This window comes from Geobacillus sp. CCR, assembly GCF_052906625.1.
Genome location: NZ_JBREBQ010000015.1, coordinates 34432 through 52732 on the forward strand (window position 1 = coordinate 34432; position 18301 = coordinate 52732).

The window sequence follows — 18301 nt, forward strand, 5'->3', positions numbered from 1 at the left end:
CTGTTGCCAACGGCGGAAAACAATGATACTATGATGGGTGGGAATCCGTTTCCCAGTACATACGACAGTAGAGGTGGAGAGCGAATGGCAGAACGGACATTCATCATGGTGAAACCGGACGGGGTTCAGCGCAATTTGATCGGCGAGATTGTCGCCCGTTTTGAAAAAAAAGGCTTCCAGCTTGTCGGCGCGAAGCTGATGCAAGTGTCGCGCGAACTCGCTGAGCAACATTACGCTGAACATAAGGAGCGCCCGTTTTTCGGCGAGCTTGTCGACTTTATCACCTCGGGGCCAGTGTTTGCAATGGTGTGGGAGGGCGAGAACGTGATCGCGGCCGCCCGGCAAATGATGGGGAAAACGAATCCGCAGGAGGCTGCCCCTGGCACGATCCGCGGCGATTTCGGCTTGACGGTCGGCAAAAACGTTATCCACGGCTCCGACTCGCCGCAAAGCGCCAAACGCGAAATCAGCTTGTTCTTTAAAGAAGAAGAGCTCGTCAGCTATTCCAAACAGATCAATGCATGGCTGTACTGATGCGAAGACCGGCCGCCATTCGGCCGGTTTTTGCCGTTTTTGTACATTGACAGGGGAGAGGAACAGGCGACGATGGACGATTATGCGCAGTTCATTGCCAAAGTGAAGCGAAAAACAGGCATTGACTTATCGCTATATAAGGAAGCCCAGATGAGGCGGCGTTTGGCGTCGTTGTACATGAAAAAAGGGCTAAAGAGCTTTGCCGAGCTGTTTGCAGCGATGGAAAAAGAGCCGGCGCTATGGCATGAATGCTTGGATCGGATGACGATCAACGTCTCGGAGTTTTACCGGAACGCCAAGCGTTGGGAGGTGCTTGAGCACACCATTTTGCCGCGGCTATTGGCGGAAAACCCGCGCCCGAACGTGTGGAGCGCTGCCTGCTCAACCGGCGAGGAGCCGTATACGCTCGCGATGGTGCTCGCAAAACGATTGCCGCTTCACCGCGTGTCGGTGTTGGCGACCGACATTGACGATAATGCGCTCGCCCGCGCGCGCCTCGGTTTGTACAGCGAACGGTCGCTTGTAGAGCTGCCCGAGGAAATGAGAAAAAAGTTTTTTACGAAAGAAGGCGAGTATTATAAAATAGACGAAAAGATTAAACAAACGGTCAAGTTTCAAAAACACAACTTGCTCGCGGATCCGTTTCCGCGCAACATGGATTTGATCGTCTGCCGCAACGTGCTCATTTATTTTACGGAAGAGGCGAAGCGGATGCTGTATCGCAAATTTCACGACGCGCTCCGGACGGGAGGCGTGCTGTTTGTCGGCAGCACCGAGCAGATTTTCAATCCCGGCCTGTACGGTTTTGAAGTCGAAGAGACGTTTTTTTACCGAAAAAAATAGCTCGCGCCGGCTTCTTTTTTTCCTGAAACTATTTTCATTTTTCGAATTTATGATATATTTTTACTTAAACGCGTTAAAGACCTGAAGGGAGAGACAAACATGCGGTATTTGACGGCAGGGGAATCGCATGGGCCGCAATTGACGGCCATTTTGGAAGGAGTGCCGGCCGGGCTTGAGCTGCGCGCCGAGCACATCAATAAAGAGCTGGCGCGCCGGCAAAAAGGATACGGACGCGGCCGCCGCATGCAGATTGAAAAAGATGAAGTGAAAATCACAGGCGGCGTTCGGCACGGGAAAACGCTCGGCTCGCCGATTGCGCTCGTTGTCGAGAATCGTGATTTTAAACATTGGCAAACGATTATGGCGGTTGAGCCGATTGATGACGAAGCGGAAGTGAAGCGGAAAGTGACGCGTCCGCGCCCAGGGCATGCCGATTTAAACGGCGCCCTGAAATACGGACATCGCGATATGCGCAACGTGCTGGAGCGCTCGTCGGCGCGTGAAACGACGGTGCGCGTGGCGGCTGGAGCGGTGGCAAAACGCATTTTGGAGGAGGTCGGCATCCGCGTCGCCGGGCATGTCATCGAAATCGGCGGCGTGCGCGCAAAGAAGCTCGATTATCGTTCGCTTGAAGAATTGCAGGCAGTGACGGAAGAATCACCGGTGCGCTGCTTTGACCCGGAGGCGGGGCAAAAAATGATGGAAGCGATCGATTGGGCGAAGAAAAACGGTGATTCGATCGGCGGCATCGTTGAGGTGATCGTTGAAGGCGTTCCGGCCGGAGTCGGCAGCTACGTCCATTACGACCGAAAGCTTGATGCGAAAATCGCGGCCGCGATCGTCAGCATCAACGCGTTTAAAGGCGTTGAATTCGGGATCGGCTTTGAGGCGGCGCGCCGCCCGGGAAGCGAAGTGCACGATGAAATCATTTGGAGCCCAGAACAAGGCTTTTCGCGCCGGACGAACCGGGCGGGCGGCTTTGAAGGCGGGGTGACGACCGGGATGCCGATCGTCGTGCGCGGAGTGATGAAGCCGATCCCGACGCTGTACAAGCCGCTTCAAAGCGTGGATATCGAGACGAAAGAGCCGTTTGCGGCAAGCATTGAGCGATCGGACAGCTGCGCCGTGCCGGCGGCGAGCGTCGTCGCTGAGGCCGTTGTCGCCTGGGAAGTGGCGGCGGCGATCGTTGAGCAGTTTGGGCAGGATCGGATGGACTTGATTAAGGAAAATGTGGAACGCGCCCGCCGCTATGCAAAGGAGTTTTGACGATGATCGAACGGACGATTGAAACGGCGACGAAGCGCTATCCGCTTCTTCTGGGCGATGGGGCGGCCCGCGTGCTGCCAAGCTTGCTTCGGTCGCTCTCCTGTCCGCCAGGGACAAAACTTTTCATCGTTACCGACGATACTGTGGCGCCTCTTTATTTGGATGAGGTGCGGGCGTTGCTCGCCGCCGCTGAGTATGACGTGTACGCCTACGTCATTCCAAGCGGGGAGGCGGCCAAGTCATTTGATCATTATTACGCTTGCCAGACAGCGGCATTGCAGTGCGGCCTCGACCGCCGCTCGGTCATCATTGCGCTTGGCGGCGGCGTTGTCGGCGATTTGGCTGGGTTTGTCGCCGCCACCTATATGCGCGGCATCCGTTACATTCAAATGCCGACGACACTCTTGGCCCATGACAGCGCCGTCGGCGGCAAAGTCGCCATCAACCATCCGCTCGGCAAAAATATGATCGGCGCCTTCCACCAGCCGGAAGCAGTTGTGTATGACACCTCCTTTTTGCGCACGCTGCCCGAGCGCGAGCTTCGGTCCGGGTTTGCCGAAGTGATCAAACATGCGCTGATCCGCGACCGCCGCTTTTACGACTGGCTGCGCGCGGAAATCAAGACGCTCGCCGACTTGCGCGGCGAGAAACTCGCCTATTGCATTGAAAAGGGCATTGACATTAAGGCGTCCGTCGTGCGTGAGGATGAAAAAGAAACCGGGGTGCGCGCCCATTTGAATTTCGGCCATACGCTCGGCCATGCGCTGGAAAGCGAGTTAGGCTACGGCGCGCTCACTCACGGGGAGGCGGTTGCGGTTGGCATGCTGTTTGCCGTCTTTGTCAGCGAACGGTTTTACGGCCGGTCGTTCGCTGAGCATCGATTGGCCGACTGGTTCGCCGGATACGGCTTCCCGGTGTCGCTGCCGACAACGGTTCAGACGCCCCGCCTGCTTGAGAAGATGAAAGGCGACAAAAAAGCGTACGCCGGAACAGTGCGGATGGTGCTTCTCTGTGAGATCGGCGACGTGGAAGTGGTGGAACTCGAAGACGACAACCTGCTCACGTGGCTGGACGAGTTTGCCAGACAGGGGGGAAAAGAATGATTCGCGGCATTCGCGGAGCGATTACAGTGGATCGAAATGACGCCGAGGAAATCGTGGCGGCAACTGAAACGTTGCTTCGTGAAATGATCCGCGCAAACGATGTCGCCGCTTCTGATGTGTCGTTTGTGCTCATTTCCGTCACCGACGACATCACCGCCGCGTTTCCGGCGCAGGCGCTGCGCCGTTTGGACGGCTGGACATATGTGCCGGTCATGTGCACGAGGGAAATTCCGGTGCCCGGTTCATTGCCGCGCTGCATTCGCGTCATGATGACGGTGGCGACTGAGAAACAGCAAGAAGAGATCTGCCACGTGTATTTAAAAGGGGCGGTCGTGCTGCGCCCGGATTTGTCGTTGACAAAAAAAACAGAAATGTAATATAGTTAAAATAACCTCTTTGCCCCCTGAGACATCGGGGGCGTTAGAAGCTGAGCGAGAGCAGAGAGCGAGCGTAGGGTAGATGAGAATGAGCGAGTTTAGCTGAGGTGAGCGTTTTTTCATTCGCCGACATCTGCCCAAAGACGGTCGTCTTTGGGCGTTTTATTTTCCCTCTCTTTTTTCGCCTCATAAACCCTCATTCTCCGCCCGCTGATCATGAAGGGAGGAGAAGTGATGTCTGCTGATGGGCTGGCCGCTTTTTTGGCGGAAGCGAACGAATTTCGAACCATCCCGATTGTGCGCAAATTTGTAGCCGATGTCATTGAGCCGCTCGGCGTGTTTGCCAATTTGCGCGAGGAAGCCGTGTTTTTGCTTGAAAGCAAGGATGACGAATCGCCGTGGGCGCGCTATTCGTTCATCGGTGTGGCGCCGTTTTTGACGCTGGAGAGCGAAACCGGCGAAACGTTTTCGGTGAAAGACGAAAACGGGAACGAACAAATCACCGCACCGACGCTGAAAGAAGCGTTTCAATGGGTCGAGCGGACGCTTGCCGTCAAGCCGCTTGCCGAGACGGTGCCGTTTACAGGCGGTGCAGTTGGGTTTTTAGGCTACGATTTCATTTCCGCCATCGAAAAAGTGCCGCGCCACAAAAACCGCGATGTGCCTATGAAGACGGCCTATTTCGTGTTTTGTGAATCGCTGTTTGCGTTTGACCAAAAAAAGCGTGAGTTGCTCGTCATTCACTATATTCGGTTGAGCGGCAACGAAACGGAGGAAGAGAAAATCGAAGCGTACCGCGCGGCCGAACGGCGCATGGCCGATCTCGCGGCGAAAGCGGCCCGCCCTCAAGCCGAGCAACCGCTCTTGCCGGCGGAAAGCGAATCGGGGCGGACCGCCTCGTTTGCCAAAGCGGTGTCCAACTATGACAAAAAACAGTTTTTGCGCGATGTGGAGGCCGTGAAACGGTACATCGCGGCCGGCGATGTGTTTCAAGCGGTTCTGTCGCAGCGCTTCTGCGTGCCGGTTCAAGCCGGAGGCTTTGCCATTTATCGGCTGCTCCGATACATCAACCCGTCGCCGTACATGTTTTATTTCCAGCTTGACGGTGTGGAAATTGTCGGCAGTTCGCCGGAAAAACTGATTCAAGTGCACCGTCGGCGCGTTGAAATCGATCCGATTGCCGGCACACGGCGGCGCGGCCGATCGCCGGAGGAAGACGAGAGGCTGGCTGATGAGCTGTACCACGACCCGAAAGAACGGGCTGAGCATTATATGCTTGTCGATTTGGCGCGCAACGACATCGGCCGGGTCGCCAAGTACGGAACGGTCGAGGTGCCGGTGTTGCTTCAGATCGGCAAGTTTTCACACGTGATGCACTTAATTTCCAAGGTCGTCGGTGAACTGGACGACAACGTCCACCCGATCGATGCACTCCTTGCCGCCTTTCCGGCTGGAACGGTGAGCGGGGCGCCGAAAGTGCGGGCGATGCAAATTTTGCAGGAACTCGAGCCGACAGCGAGGGGGCTGTATGCCGGAGCGATTGCCTATATCGGGTTTGATGGCAACATCGATTCGTGCATCGCCATCCGGACAGCGGTCGTGAAAGACGGCTATGCCTATGTGCAAGCCGGCGCCGGCATTGTCGCCGACTCCGTTCCGGAACTGGAGTGGAAAGAGACGCGCAATAAGGCGAGCGCCTTGATGAATGCGATTGAACAAGCGGAACGACTATTTGCTAAAGGGGAGAGGGCCGTATGTTGAAGCAGCTGCTTTCGAAATGTGCGGAAGGGAAAGCGTTGACGGAAGACGAAGCGTATGCGGCGATGAATATCATCATGTCCGGCGAGGCGACAGACAGTCAAATCGCAAGTCTGTTGTCCATGCTCCGCCTGCGCGGAGAGACAGTCGATGAGCTCGTCGGATTTGTGCGGGCGATGCGCGACCGGATGACTGCCATTGAGGCTAGTGATGATGTCATCGATACGTGCGGTACGGGCGGCGATGGGGCGGCGACATTCAACGTTTCCACCGCCGCGGCGATCGTCATTTCATCGCTTGGCGTCAAAGTCGCCAAGCACGGCAACCGCGCTGTTTCGTCAAAAAGCGGCAGCGCTGATGTGCTCGAGCGGCTCGGCATCGACATTCAAACGTCGCCGTCGGCCGCCAAACAGGCGTTGGAAACGAAAGGGCTGGCGTTTTTGTTCGCCCCGCTCTATCACGCGGCGATGAAACACGCCGCCGGGCCGCGGAAGGAAATCGGTTTCCGCACCGTTTTCAACTTGATCGGCCCGCTCGCCAATCCGGCGCGCTGCAAGCGGCAAGTCGTCGGCGTCTATTCGACCTGCTACGCTGAGAAATTGGCGGAGGCGATGCGCCGCCTCGGCTCGGAACATGTGTTGTTTGTCACCGGGCGCGATGGGCTTGATGAATGCAGCATCGCTGCAGAAACGGATGTCGTGGAGTTGAAAGACGGTGCGATCCGCCGCTTTGTCATCGCACCAGAAGACGCCGGCTTGCCGCGCGGCGAGCTTGCCGATGTGCAAGTGCGCGATCCGGAAGAGAGCGCCGCGCTTCTTGAGGCGGTGATGGCGGGAACAGCGCCGGAGAGCGCCATCAATATCGTTGCGCTGAACGCCGGCGCCGCCCTGTATGCCGCCGGCAAAGCCGAAACGATTGCCGAAGGAGTGGCGATGGCGAAAGAGGCCATTTTGTCCAAAACCGCATACGAACAACTGCAACGCCTGCGGGCGAAGGAAGTGGTTCATGATGCTTGAGCAAATTTTAGCAGCCAAACGGGAAGAAGTGGAAACGTTGACGCTGCCGGCGCCATTGCCAGAGCGAAAGCGCCGGCCATTTGCGGCGGCGCTCCGTCGGCCGCGGCGGATGCTTGGCTTGATCGCTGAGGTGAAAAAAGCGTCGCCGTCAAAAGGCATCATTCGCCCGAATTTTGACCCGGTGGCCATCGCGAAAGCATATGAGCGCGCCGGTGCCGACGCGATCAGCGTGCTGACGGATGAACGGTATTTCCAAGGGCATCGCCGCTATTTGCGAGCGGTGAAAGAAGCGGTTAACGTTCCCGTGCTGCGCAAAGATTTCATCATCGATCGGCGGCAAGTCGAGGAAAGCGTCCGACTCGGGGCGGATGCGATTTTATTGATCGGCGAGGCGCTCCCGCCGGAAACACTCGAGGAGCTCTATCATGAAGCGTACAGCTTGGGGCTCGAATGTCTGGTCGAGGTGCATGCAAAAGAGACGCTCGAGCGGATTTTCGATCGGTTTACGCCGGAGATCGTCGGCATCAACAACCGCGACTTGCATACCTTTGTGACAACACTTGAGGCGACCAAAACGCTCGCTCCGCTCATCCCGCCATCGTGCGTCATCGTCAGCGAAAGCGGGATCGGTTCCTTCAATGATGTGAAGACGGTCAAATCGTACGGAGCGCAGGCCATGCTCGTCGGCGAGTCGCTCATGCGCCAAGATGATGTGGAGCGAGCGGTCTACCGGCTGTTTGGGGAGGAAGATGGGGATGATTCGAATTAAATATTGCGGCAACCGTTCGGCTGAAGACGTGCAGGCCGCTATCGCGAGCGAGGCTGATTACCTCGGCTTTATTTTCGCCGAAAGCAGGCGGAACGTCTCTCCGAGTGAAGTGCAGCAATGGCTTGAGCCCCATAAGCTTGGCGCAAAGCAGCTTGTCGGCGTCTTTGTCAACGCCCCCGTTAGGCGGATCGCCGCTGTCGCCGCCGAGCTGCCGCTTCATGTCATCCAATGCCACGGCCGTGAAACGCCGGCGGAGCTGGCGGCGGTGAAAGAGGCGGTGCCGCTTTCCGTCTGGAAGGCGATCCACCATGGCGACGGTGCGCTTGCGGCGATGAGGCAGTACGCTGGCATTGCCGATGGCTACGTCGTTGACAGCCGCGCCGCCGGCGCCTGGGGGGGGACGGGCGTCGCTTTTGATTGGGAGGCGGTGCCGCACTATTTGGAAGAGGCGGCCCGCCAAGGCGTGCCGTGCTTCATCGCCGGCGGCATCACTCCGGACAATATCGAGCGGCTGCTTGTCTACCGCCCGGATGGCATCGATATCAGCAGCGGCATTGAAACGGACGGACGCAAAGATCCAACGAAGATGAAACAAATCGAAGAAAAAATAAAGAATCACGGGTGTCGATGATCCGTTTTATGCACGAAAAAACACAGAATGATATGGCTGAACACAAGCTTTTCTGCCTTTTCCCTCGAACAAGAACGCCGGCGGGCGAATGACATTTGCCCGCAAAGCGTTCATTGTTCGAGGGGGCATGCGGCAGCATGCCCGGTCGGCAAGCGAGCCGCTTGCCGACTACGGCAGAAAAGCTCGGACTAGAGCCTTCTCGACAGACTTTTTATTGGTTCATCAACACACCTGATAAAAAAAATAACAAAACGAAGGGCCAAAAGACGGCGCTGACGCTCGGACGATGAACAAACGCAGGCTCTCTGAAGAAATGCGGCTCTTCGTCTTTCAACTTTATATGAAGGAGAAGGTGGGGTTAGATGATGGAACGCGTTCCGAATGAATACGGCCGGTTTGGCGATTTCGGCGGCAAGTTTGTCCCTGAGACGCTCATGCTTCCGCTTGAGGAAATCGAAGCGGAGCTTGACAAAGCGCTTGCCGATGAATCGTTCAAACAAGAATACATCCGCATTTTGCAGCATTACTCCGGTCGCCCGACCCCGCTCACGTTCGCGCCGAATTTGACACGGCAAGTCGGCGGCGCGAAAATTTATTTAAAGCGCGAAGATTTAAACCATACGGGCGCCCATAAAATCAACAACGCGATCGGCCAGGCGCTTTTGGCAAAACGGATGGGCAAGAAAAAGCTGATCGCTGAAACCGGAGCCGGCCAGCACGGCGTCGCCGCGGCGACGGTGGCCGCCCATTTTGGCATGGATTGCATCGTTTTTATGGGCGAAGAAGACATCAAGCGGCAGGAGCTGAACGTGTTTCGCATGAAACTGTTGGGCGCCGAAGTCGTGCCGGTGTCAAGCGGCAACCGAACGTTGAAAGATGCGACGAACGAAGCGATTCGCTATTGGGTCGCCCACTGCGACGACCATTTTTACATGATCGGCTCGGTCGTCGGTCCGCATCCGTACCCGAAAATGGTGCGCGAGTTTCAGCGCGTGATTGGCGATGAAGCGAAAGAACAGTTTCTCGCCCGTGAAGGGAAGCTGCCGGATGTCATCGTTGCCTGCGTCGGCGGCGGCAGCAACGCCATCGGCATGTTTTACCCGTTTTTGCAAGATGACGTCCGCCTCGTCGGCGTCGAGGCGGCCGGCAAAGGGATCGACACTCCGCACCATGCGGCGACAATCACAAAAGGGACGAAAGGGGTCATACACGGGGCGATGACCTACCTGTTGCAAGACGAGTACGGACAAATTCTCGAACCGTATTCGATCTCAGCCGGCCTTGATTACCCCGGCGTCGGCCCGGAACATGCGTATTTGGCGAGCATTGGCCGCGTCCGCTACGAAAGCGCGACCGATGACGAGGCCGTCGCTGCGTTTCAATTGTTGGCGCAAACGGAAGGCATCATTCCGGCCATCGAGTCGGCCCATGCGGTGGCGAAAGCCGTCGAGCTCGCCCGCGAGATGCCGCCGGATGAAACGGTGCTCATTTGCCTGTCCGGCCGCGGAGATAAAGATGTGCAAACGATGATGCGCCATCTTGGTGCGAGGGAAGGTGAAGACATTGCCACTGTCCGTTAATCCGCCGCTATTTATCCCGTTTATCGTTGCCGGTGATCCGGCTCCCGATGTGACGATCGATCTCGCCTTGGCGCTTGAGGAGGCCGGCGCTGACATATTAGAGCTTGGCGTGCCGTACTCCGACCCGCTCGCTGACGGACCGACGATTCAACGCGCCGCCGCAAGGGCGCTTGACGGGGGCATGACGCTGCCGAAAGCCATTCAGCTTATTGGCGAGATGCGAAAAAAAGGGGTAAACATTCCGATTATTCTCTTTACGTATTACAATCCTGTGTTACAATTAGGAGAAGAATCCTTTTTTGCTTTAGCGCAGGAAAATGGCGCCGACGGCGTGCTCATTCCCGATTTGCCGTTTGAGGAAAGCGGTCCGCTCCGCGAACTTGGCGAACGGTTTGGTCTCCCGCTCATTTCGCTTGTTGCGCCGACGTCGAAGCAGCGGATCGAGCGGATCGCTTCGGCGGCGCAAGGGTTTTTGTATTGCGTCTCCTCGCTAGGCGTTACAGGCGTGCGTGAGACGCTGCCGGAGACGCTCGGCGATTTCCTCCGCGAAGTGAAGCGGCATAGCCGCGTCCCGGTCGCCGTCGGCTTTGGCATTTCGGCGCCGGAGCAAGTCGCGATGTTGAAAGAGGTGTGCGACGGCGTTGTCGTCGGCAGCGCACTCGTGCAAAAAGTCGAGCAGCTGGCTCCGAGGTTGCAGGCGCCGGACGAAAGGGAAGCGGCCGTCGCCGAGTTTTCTGCCTACGCCCGTTCGCTTGCCGCGCCGCTTCGGGAGCCGTGTTCTTCGCGCTAAAAGTTCCGAATTGAAGGAGTTGGCGACAATCATGCAAGTAAAGGAATCGCTCCGGGGTCTTTCTCCGTACCAGCCGGGAAAATCGATCGAAGAAGTCAAGCGGGAATATGGCTTGCCTGAGATTATCAAACTTGCTTCTAACGAGAATCCGTACGGTTCGTCGCCAGCGGCAAAAGCGGCCATCGCCGCTGAGCTTGACCGCCTCGCCGTCTATCCGGACGGCTGCGCCCGCACGTTGCGCGAAAAGGTGGCGAAGCATCTTGGCGTCAAGGAAACACAGCTTCTGTTTGGCAACGGTTCGGATGAGGTGGTGCAAATTTTTTGCCGCGCCTTTTTAGAGCCGGGGGCGAATACGGTGATGGCGGCGCCGACATTCCCGCAATACCGGCACAATGCCATCATCGAGCGGGCCGAGGTGCGCGAAGTGCCGCTTGTTGATGGGCGTCATGATTTGGAGGCGATGCTTGCGGCGATCGATGAAAACACGCGCATCGTCTGGATTTGCAATCCGAACAACCCGACGGGCACGTATGTGAATGACATCGAGCTGCGCGCCTTTTTGGATCGCGTGCCGCCGCACGTGCTCGTCGTCGTGGACGAAGCGTACTACGAATATGCGACGGCGCCCGACTACCCGCAAACGGTGCCGCTTTTAAACGAGTACGAGCAGCTTGTCGTCATGCGCACGTTCTCGAAAGCATACGGGCTCGCTGCGCTCCGCGTCGGCTACGGCGTGGCGAGTGAGACGCTCATCCGCGCCGTCGAGCCGGCGCGCGAGCCGTTTAACACGTCGACCATCGCCCAAGCGGCCGCGGCGGCCGCACTTGACGATCAAGCGTTCATCCGCGCCTGCGTCGAACGAAATCGCGCCGAGCTTGAGCGGTATTATCGCTTTTGCGAGGAGAACGGCCTGAAGTATTACCCGTCGCAGACAAACTTTTTGTTCATTGATTTCGGGTTGGATGGCGACGAAGTGTTCCGCTATTTGCTGGAGCGCGGCGTCATTGTCCGCTCGGGCCAAGCGCTTGGGCTGCCGACCGGCGTGCGTGTGACTGTTGGCACGAAAGAGCAAAACGACCGGGTGTTGGAACTCGTTTCGCAACTGCTTCGGGAAAAACAGCTCGCCTGACCGTTCAGCGGCGGGATGGATAGAAAAGATCGGCCCGTTGCTTTTCAAAAGCAGCGGGCGCACGTTTACATAAAGTAGGTGGGACGATTGGAAGGAAAAGTGTTCATTGTCGGCCTCGGCTTGATCGGCGGATCGATTGCATTGGCGATTAAAAAAGCGCATCCGGAGGCGATGATCATCGGCTACGACGTCAATGAGCGGCAGCTCGGCTTGGCGCGTTCGCTCAAGGTGATCGACGAAGCCGCCCGTTCGCCCGAAGACGGATACGGACAGGCGGATTTGATCGTTCTGGCCGTTCCGGTCATGCAGACGGAGGCGCTGCTTTCATCGATGCCGCTCGAGCGGTTGAAGCGCGGCGTTATCGTTACCGATGTCGGCAGCACGAAGCAGCGCATCGTCCAAGGCGCCCGCCGCCTGTTGGATCACGGCGTAGCGTTCATCGGCGGCCATCCGATGGCCGGGTCGCATAAAAGCGGTGTGGCGGCGGCAAGGGCTCATCTGTTTGAAAACGCCTTTTACATTTTGACGCCGACGGACGATGTGCCGCCGCAGCAAGTCGAGGCGTTGAAACAGTGGCTTGCGGGAACGAAAGCGCAGTTTGTCATCTTAACGCCCAAAGAGCACGACCGCATCACTGGCGTAATCAGCCATTTTCCGCATTTGATTGCGGCGAGCCTCGTTCATCAGGCGCGCGAATACGAGTGCGAAAACGCCCTCGTCAGCCGGCTGGCGGCCGGCGGCTTCCGCGACATCACCCGCATCGCGTCGAGCAATCCGGAAATGTGGCGCGATATTTTTATCCATAACAAGCATGAACTGCTTGCGCTCTTTGACCGCTGGATCGCCGAAATGGAGCGGCTGCGTTCGTTTGTCGAAGAAGAAAACAGCATCGCTATTTACCATTACTTTTTGGAGGCGAAACAGTTTCGCGACGGGCTGCCGTCGAGAACGAAAGGAGCGATTCCGTCGTTTTACGATTTGTATGTCGACGTGCCGGATTATCCGGGCGTCATCTCCGAAGTGACCGGCTATTTGGCCGAAGAAAACATCAGCATCACGAACATCCGCATCATTGAGACGCGCGAAGAAATTTACGGCGTGCTCCGCCTCAGCTTCCAAAGCGAAGACGATCGGGCGCGGGCGAAAGCGTGCCTCGCCAAACATACGAACTATGCCACCTATGAAGGGTAGCAAGGAAAAACAATGGAGGGATTTTGCATGCAGTTGCCAACCAACGTGTCGTCGCTCCGAGGAATGATCGAAGTCCCCGGCGACAAATCGATTTCCCATCGCGCCGTCATGCTCGGGGCGCTTGCTTCTGGACGGACGGTGATTGACCATTTTTTGCCTGGGGCGGACTGTTTAAGCACGATCGACTGTTTCCGGAAACTCGGCGTTGACATTCGCCAGGACGGGACGACAGTCGTTGTCGAAGGAGCCGGCCCCGGCGGGCTGCGCGAGCCGGCTGCGGTGCTTGATGTCGGCAACTCGGGAACGACGGCGCGCCTGTTGCTCGGCATTTTGGCCGGCCAGCCGTTTCACGCCTGCCTTGTCGGCGATGAATCGATCGCCAAGCGACCGATGGGGCGGGTGACGAAACCGCTTCGCGAAATGGGAGCGCGTATTGACGGGCGTGAGGGCGGCAATTATACGCCGCTTTCCATCCGCGGCGGCGCGCTTCGCCCGCTTCGCTACACTTCGCCGGTGGCGAGCGCGCAAGTAAAATCGGCCATTTTGCTCGCCGGCTTATTCGCTGACGGTGTGACGTCTGTTGCTGAGCCGCACCGCTCGCGCGATCATACCGAGCGGATGGTTCGGTTGTTTGGCGGTGAAGTGAATGTGGATGGCTTGACCGTCTCGGTGGCCGGTCCGCAACGCTTGCGCGGGACGCACATTTACGTTCCCGGCGATATTTCGTCAGCCGCCTTTTTCCTTGTCGCCGGCGCCATTGTGCCGAACAGCGAAATTACGCTGAAAAACGTCGGCTTAAATCCAACGCGGACCGGCATCATCGATGTGCTTACACAAATGGGGGCGGATATTGCGATTGACAACGTCCGCCACGAGGAAACCGAGCCGGTCGGTGATATTACGGTCCGCACGTCGACGCTTCGGGCGGTCGAAATCGGCGGGGATCTGATTCCAAGATTGATCGACGAAATTCCGATCATTGCCTTGCTCGCGACGCAGGCGGAAGGAACGACCGTCATCAAAGACGCGAGCGAACTGAAGGTGAAAGAGACGAATCGGATCCATACGGTCGTCACCGAGTTGAAAAAACTCGGCGCTGACATCGAAGCAACCGACGACGGCATGATGATCCGCGGCAAAACGCCGCTTTATGCCGACGGGATTGTTGTCGACAGCCATGGCGACCACCGCATCGGCATGATGCTCGCCGTTGCTGCCTGCATCGCCAAAGGGACGGTCCGCCTCGAGCGTTCGGAAGCGGTCGCCGTTTCCTATCCGGCGTTTTTTGCCGACCTCCGTTCGCTGCTGTAAAAGGCCTCCCGCCCCAAGCGGGCGGGCGGTCATATTTTGCGTTGTTCGTTCATATATTGTCAGTGAGAGGAAGGGCTCCGTATTTTTTTGAAAGCGGATACATTTCCTGTTTCTGGATGAAAAAACGACGCACCTTCCAGACGGCGAGCGGTTTGGTTGCGGAAACGGCCATGATCGATTATCATCATTCATGTTCCCATTGTAACAGTACATAACGATTTGAATGGCAAAGGCGGATGGCCGCCTGCCGCAAGAGAGGGCTGACGAAACGATGACACGCGTCGAACAAATCATTCGCTTAGTGGAAAACGGAAACGTCGACCAAGCGTTGGCGCTCGTGCCGAAAGTGAAAAAATATGGAAGTGATGAAGAAAAATACGCGCTTGCCGACTGCTTGTACGGATGGGGAATGCCGGAAGAGGCGAAGGAGCTGCTTGAGGAGCTGGCTGACCGCTATCCGGATGACGGCGACATTCGCCTGTTTTTGGCGGAAGTGTATACGGAGCTTGAAGCCGAAGAGGAAGCGCTCGCCATTTTGTCGGAGATCGACGAAGACGATCCGCAGTTTGTCCGCGCGTGCCTTCTTGCCGCCGATTTGTACGAAATGCAAGGGCTGGCGGAAGTGAGCGAGCGGAAGCTGCGTCAAGCGTACGAGAAAGCTCCAGATGAGCCGATCGTGCAGTTTGCGTTGGCTGAGTTGTATTTTTCGCACGGGGAATACTCAAAAAGCGTGCCGCTTTATGAACAGGTGCGGAAGACGAATAAGGAGATGGCCGGCGTCTTGATCACTGAGCGGATCGCTGAGGCGCTCAGCCGTTCCGGGGAATTCGAGGCGGCGCTTCCGTATTATGAGGAGGCGCTCAATGAAAAAATGGACAGTCGGACGCTGTTCGCCTACGGATTCACCGCGTTGCAGGCCGGCTATACACAAACGGCCATCGATAAGCTCAGCGCTTTAAAAGAGCTCGATCCGGACTACACTCCGCTTTACCTTTATTTGGCGAAAGCGTATGAACAAGAAGGACGGCTCGTGCAAAGCTATGAGACGGCGCTTGAGGGCATCGGCGTCGACGAATGGAACAAAGAGCTCCGTCTTTACGCAGGCAAGCTGGCGCTCAAGCTGAACAAGCCGGAGGAGGCAGAGGAACATTTGAAAAAAGCGCTTGAGATCGATGGCGGGTACATCGAGGCGCTCACGGTTTTATCGGCGCTTTGGCTAAACGAACAGCGCTATGAGGATGTCGTGGCGCTTCTTGAGCAGGCGATGGCCGATGGCGAGTACGATCCGCAGTTTGAATGGGACCTTGGGCGCGCCAAACATCGGCTTGAGATGTACGACGATGCATTAAATCATTACAGCGAGGCATATAATTTCTTTAAGCACAATGTCGAGTTCCTCGAAGAGTACGGATATTTTCTCATCGAGGAAGGAAATCGGGCGGCGGCGAAAGAAATATTTCAACAGATCGTCCGTCTCGACCCAACCCATACGGAGGCGGCGGAGATGCTGCTTGAGCTCGAAGAGTAGGGGAGAAGCGGTGGCCCAACCTCTTTCTTGGAAACCGATCGAGGGGGAAGCGCACAATGACGCACGTATCCGTCAATGAGAAAAAAGAGTTTATCCGTTGGTTTTTAAGCCACTATCAGTTGAAGCGGCGCGAGTGTGTCTGGATTTTAAACTATTTGATGAGCCATGACCAGCTCATGCAAAAGGTGCATTTTGTCGAGAATGCCCAATATTGCCCGCGCGGCATCATTATGTCGACTCACTGCGTCGACGATGTGCCGTTCCGTTTTTACAAAGGCAATGTGATGACAACCGATGCAGAGAAATCGTTCCATGACATCCGTTTAAACCGCGACGAAGATATTTACATTCAACTGAATTTCCGCGCTTCTTTTCACTCGCCACAATATGTCGCTGTGCTTGAGGAAAACCCGTATGCGCCGAAGCAGGCGCAAGTGAGCGAAAACGACCAGCGCCTCGCCGAGCAGTTTTTGGAACGCTCCATTTACGAATTCCGGCGCGGGCGGCTCATGAAGCTGATCGATGAGGCGCTTGACCGCCATGATGAAGAGGCGTTCCGCCGCCTGACCGATGAATTAAACAAATTGTAAAAACCTTGCCGCCGGCAAGGTTTTTCTTTTGCCGAAAAATATGGTATGGTGATGAAGGGAAGAAACTTTGAGGAAAAGGAGAGTACGAATGAAGTGGACAGGTGAGGACGTCGCCCTCTATGAACGAGAGCGCGACTACATCGACACGGCGCTCCTTCCGCTTTTGCCGGTGGCTTTCGGCCAAGGAGCGAAGCGGCTCGCTTCCGGCGGGGAGCTTGTCGGGCTCATCGCGGCCGAGGTCGAGCGGCAGCTGAAGGGCCGGTTGTTTTTGATGCCGTCGTTTGTGTATTTTGCCGATGAGCCGCGGGCGCTGCTTACCGAAAGGCTGGCGGATTGGACCAACCGGCTTAAGCGGGAAGGAATGAAGCATCTGTTTTATGTGACGTGCGACCGTGCGTGGCAAGAGGGCGAAGAAGCTGACCGCGTTTGGTTCGTTCCGGTTGTTCCGCTCGAGAGCATGGGTGAATCGTACAAGCACGAGCTTGTCAGAGAGCAGGCCGCCGAGTTGCTCCGCTTTCTCATCGGTCGATGGGCGCAAGAGTAGACGCGGCAAAGTCCGACGTTTTGCCGCCTGCGATATTGACCTTGTCCAGCAATTGAGCTATCATTAGAATGTCCTAGTTTTCCATATGTGTTATACATACAATCGTCCGGTGCGGACTTGATTTTGCATAGAGGGGGGAAGACGATGAGCGACAACAAACATCGTGTAACGAGACGTCAGTTTTTAAACTACACGCTGACCGGCGTCGGCGGTTTTATGGCGGCAGGAATGCTGATGCCGATGCTCCGTTTTGCTTTCGATCCGATCTTGAAGGATGAAGCAGGGACGGAGATGGTCGCGGTAGCAGACGTCAAAGAGATTACGACCGAACCGAAGCGCTTCGACTTTAAAGTGAAGGTGAAAGACGCTTGGTACGAGTCGGAAGAGCCAAAATCAGCATGGGTGTATAAAACGGACAAAGGGGAGATCATCGCCCTGTCGCCGATCTGCAAACACCTTGGCTGTACGGTCGACTGGAACACGGACAAAGAGCATCCGAACCAGTTTTTCTGCCCATGCCACTATGGGCGCTATGAGAAGGACGGCACGAACGTTCCGGGGACGCCGCCGCAAGCTCCGCTTGACCGTTACGAGTACAAAGTGAAAGACGGCAAGCTGTATTTAGGCAAGGCGAAACCAAGAAAGGAGGCGTAATGCGTGTTAAACAAGCTGTATGACTGGGTCGATGAACGCTTAGATATTACGCCTTTATGGCGGGATATCGCCGATCACGAAGTTCCGGAGCACGTCAACCCCGCCCATCACTTTTCCGCCTTTGTCTATTGTTTCGGCGGGCTGACGTTTTTTGTCACGGTCATTCAAATTTTGTCAGGCATGTTTTTGACGATGTACTACGTCCCGGATATTAAAAACGCGTGGGAATCGGTGTATTACTTGCAAAACGAAGTGGCGTTCGGCCAAATTGTGCGCGGCATGCACCATTGGGGGGCGAGCTTGGTCATCGTCATGATGTTTTTACATACGCTGCGCGTCTTTTTCCAAGGGGCTTATAAAAAGCCGCGCGAAATGAACTGGATCGTCGGCGTATTGATCTTTATGGTGATGATGGGTCTTGGCTTCACCGGCTACTTGTTGCCGTGGGATATGAAAGCGCTGTTTGCGACGAAAGTTGGTTTGCAAATCGCGGAAGCGACGCCGCTCATTGGCCCGGCCATTAAGACGCTGTTAGCTGGGGACCCGGAAATTGTCGGCGCGCAAACGTTGACGCGCTTTTTTGCCATTCACGTCTTCTTCTTGCCGGCCGCTTTGCTCGGCTTAATGGCAGCGCACTTTTTAATGATTCGCAGACAAGGCATTTCCGGTCCGCTATGATCGGTCGGC

The 18301-nt window shown here is 56.4% G+C and carries 19 protein-coding genes; all 19 read left to right on the top strand.

Features of this window, described 5'->3' with window-relative positions; genetic code table 11:
- Positions 1 to 84 precede the first annotated feature (84 nt).
- The 19 genes from ndk to qcrB all read left to right on the top strand — a co-directional run bounded on the left by ndk (position 85) and on the right by qcrB (position 18292).
- Positions 85 to 534, top strand: coding sequence for a nucleoside-diphosphate kinase (gene ndk, locus ACVBDQ_RS09570; RefSeq protein ID WP_011231694.1), 450 nt, complete (start codon positions 85 to 87; stop codon positions 532 to 534).
- Between the two features lie 72 nt (positions 535 to 606).
- On the top strand, positions 607 to 1377 hold the full coding sequence (locus tag ACVBDQ_RS09575) for a CheR family methyltransferase (protein WP_011231693.1): 771 nt from the start codon (positions 607 to 609) through the stop codon (positions 1375 to 1377).
- Between the two features lie 99 nt (positions 1378 to 1476).
- Entirely contained in the window at positions 1477 to 2643 is a 1167-nt protein-coding gene (gene aroC, locus ACVBDQ_RS09580) for a chorismate synthase (RefSeq protein WP_011231692.1), read from the top strand.
- A gap of 2 nt (positions 2644 to 2645) precedes the next feature.
- A complete protein-coding gene (aroB, locus tag ACVBDQ_RS09585; RefSeq protein ID WP_021322185.1) occupies positions 2646 to 3746 on the top strand; it encodes a 3-dehydroquinate synthase in 1101 nt (366 codons plus the stop codon).
- Positions 3743 to 4123 (top strand): chorismate mutase, encoded by a 381-nt coding sequence (aroH, locus tag ACVBDQ_RS09590; protein ID WP_013144896.1) that lies wholly within the window; start codon positions 3743 to 3745, stop codon positions 4121 to 4123. Before aroB ends, aroH begins: the two co-directional genes overlap by 4 nt.
- 234 nt (positions 4124 to 4357) lie before the next feature.
- Positions 4358 to 5884 (top strand): anthranilate synthase component I, encoded by a 1527-nt coding sequence (gene trpE / locus ACVBDQ_RS09595; protein ID WP_013524131.1) that lies wholly within the window; start codon positions 4358 to 4360, stop codon positions 5882 to 5884.
- Positions 5878 to 6897: an anthranilate phosphoribosyltransferase gene (trpD, locus tag ACVBDQ_RS09600; protein ID WP_021322186.1), complete on the top strand. Its 1020-nt coding sequence runs from the start codon at positions 5878 to 5880 to the stop codon at positions 6895 to 6897. Before trpE ends, trpD begins: the two co-directional genes overlap by 7 nt.
- Positions 6890 to 7666, top strand: a complete 777-nt coding sequence (gene trpC, locus ACVBDQ_RS09605; protein WP_014196204.1) for an indole-3-glycerol phosphate synthase TrpC — start codon at positions 6890 to 6892, stop codon at positions 7664 to 7666. The genes trpD and trpC overlap by 8 nt, the downstream gene beginning before the upstream one ends.
- A complete protein-coding gene (locus tag ACVBDQ_RS09610) occupies positions 7653 to 8297 on the top strand; it encodes a phosphoribosylanthranilate isomerase (protein ID WP_025039233.1) in 645 nt (214 codons plus the stop codon). Before trpC ends, ACVBDQ_RS09610 begins: the two co-directional genes overlap by 14 nt.
- A 365-nt stretch (positions 8298 to 8662) precedes the next feature.
- The gene (trpB, locus tag ACVBDQ_RS09615) at positions 8663 to 9877 is read left to right on the top strand and encodes a tryptophan synthase subunit beta (protein WP_013524128.1); all 1215 of its coding nucleotides are present in this window, start codon (positions 8663 to 8665) and stop codon (positions 9875 to 9877) included.
- Complete coding sequence (trpA, locus tag ACVBDQ_RS09620; protein WP_025039234.1) at positions 9861 to 10667, top strand: tryptophan synthase subunit alpha; 807 nt, start codon at positions 9861 to 9863, stop codon at positions 10665 to 10667. The genes trpB and trpA overlap by 17 nt, the downstream gene beginning before the upstream one ends.
- 31 nt (positions 10668 to 10698) lie before the next feature.
- Positions 10699 to 11796 (top strand): histidinol-phosphate transaminase, encoded by a 1098-nt coding sequence (gene hisC / locus ACVBDQ_RS09625; protein WP_021322189.1) that lies wholly within the window; start codon positions 10699 to 10701, stop codon positions 11794 to 11796.
- 87 nt (positions 11797 to 11883) lie between these two features.
- Positions 11884 to 12987, top strand: coding sequence for a prephenate dehydrogenase (locus ACVBDQ_RS09630; RefSeq protein ID WP_013144904.1), 1104 nt, complete (start codon positions 11884 to 11886; stop codon positions 12985 to 12987).
- A 27-nt stretch (positions 12988 to 13014) separates the two neighbouring features.
- Positions 13015 to 14298 carry a 3-phosphoshikimate 1-carboxyvinyltransferase gene (aroA, locus tag ACVBDQ_RS09635; RefSeq protein ID WP_021322190.1) on the top strand — a complete coding sequence of 428 codons (1284 nt, stop codon included), beginning with the start codon at positions 13015 to 13017 and terminating at the stop codon, positions 14296 to 14298.
- Positions 14299 to 14569: 271 nt separating this feature from the next.
- Positions 14570 to 15826: a tetratricopeptide repeat protein gene (locus ACVBDQ_RS09640; protein ID WP_031206411.1), complete on the top strand. Its 1257-nt coding sequence runs from the start codon at positions 14570 to 14572 to the stop codon at positions 15824 to 15826.
- 56 nt (positions 15827 to 15882) lie between these two features.
- The gene (locus ACVBDQ_RS09645) at positions 15883 to 16416 is read left to right on the top strand and encodes a ReoY family proteolytic degradation factor (protein WP_013144907.1); all 534 of its coding nucleotides are present in this window, start codon (positions 15883 to 15885) and stop codon (positions 16414 to 16416) included.
- 88 nt (positions 16417 to 16504) lie between these two features.
- The gene (locus ACVBDQ_RS09650) at positions 16505 to 16960 is read left to right on the top strand and encodes a YpiF family protein (protein WP_011231678.1); all 456 of its coding nucleotides are present in this window, start codon (positions 16505 to 16507) and stop codon (positions 16958 to 16960) included.
- A gap of 144 nt (positions 16961 to 17104) precedes the next feature.
- Positions 17105 to 17614 (top strand): QcrA and Rieske domain-containing protein, encoded by a 510-nt coding sequence (locus tag ACVBDQ_RS09655; protein ID WP_011231677.1) that lies wholly within the window; start codon positions 17105 to 17107, stop codon positions 17612 to 17614.
- Between the two features lie 3 nt (positions 17615 to 17617).
- Positions 17618 to 18292: a menaquinol-cytochrome c reductase cytochrome b subunit gene (qcrB, locus tag ACVBDQ_RS09660; protein WP_011231676.1), complete on the top strand. Its 675-nt coding sequence runs from the start codon at positions 17618 to 17620 to the stop codon at positions 18290 to 18292.
- Positions 18293 to 18301 lie beyond the last annotated feature (9 nt).